Here is a 1,000-nt window from a genome sequence, read left to right as displayed (position 1 = left end):
CGGCGGTTGAGGACGTTCTTCTGCAGCAGGCTGAAGAACGATTCCATCGCCGCGTTATCGCCAGCAGCACCAACCCGGCCCATCGACCCGACCATGCCGTGCTGGTCAAGAGCACGGCGGAGCTTCCGACTGCGAAATTGCGACCCACGGTCTGTGTGCAGGACGCACCCTGCGACGCTTCCGCGCCGCATCACCGCATTGCGCAGGGCGCTGACCGCCAGCGATGACTTCATTCGCGAGTCGATCGAGTACCCCACGATCCGGTTCGAGAACACGTCCTTCACCGCGCACACGTAAAGCTTGCCTTCACTCGTCCAATGCTCCGTGATGTCCGAGAGCCACAGCTCGTCCGGCTTCGTCGCGGTGAACTCGCGCCTCACGAGATCGTCATGGACCGGCGGGCCAGGCCGCTGCCCTTTGCCTCTCGCTTTCTTCTTCCCAAACGCGCTCCACCAGCCGTTGTCACGGCAGATGCGCCACGCGGTCCGGTCGCACATTGGTTCGCCTGCTTGTCGGGCTTCGTCGGCGAGGAAGCGGTGCCCGAACTCGGGATCTTCCATGTGCGCAGCATGGATGGCATTGGCGCGATATGCCTGCACAATCTCACGATCGGTCGCTGTTACGGAGCCAGCGATAGTAGGGCTGGCGTGAGAGCTTCAATACCCGGCACGATACCGCGACAGGGATCCCGTCAGCGGCGAGCTCTCTCACGAGCGGGTAGAGCCTTTTCCCGGCAAATGCGCCTGCGAGAGATATGCGGCCGCACGGCGCAACACCTCGACTTCTTGCTCAAGGAGCTTGTTGCGACGCCGGAGTTCTCGGAGCTCGTCGCTCTCGGACCGGGTGACGCCAGGCTTCTCGCCTTGCTCAACACGGGCTTGTCTGAGCCATTTGTCGAGCGTGCCGACGTGGATACCAAAATCCTTCGCAATCTGCGCGATCGTAACGCCGGGTTCACGGTTCATGGCGACGCGCACGACGTCATCACGGAACTCCTGCG

Annotated in this window: 1 pseudogene; it reads right to left on the bottom strand. The window is 62.7% G+C overall.

Features of this window, described 5'->3' with window-relative positions:
• A pseudogene (locus tag AC0KXF_RS15170) lies at nucleotides 1-1,000 on the bottom strand (IS3 family transposase); the annotation flags it as partial.

It is taken from the genome of Leucobacter holotrichiae (genome assembly GCF_055791005.1).
The sequence above is the reverse complement of the archived record's forward strand: the minus strand, read 5'-3'. Positions and strand labels throughout refer to the sequence as shown.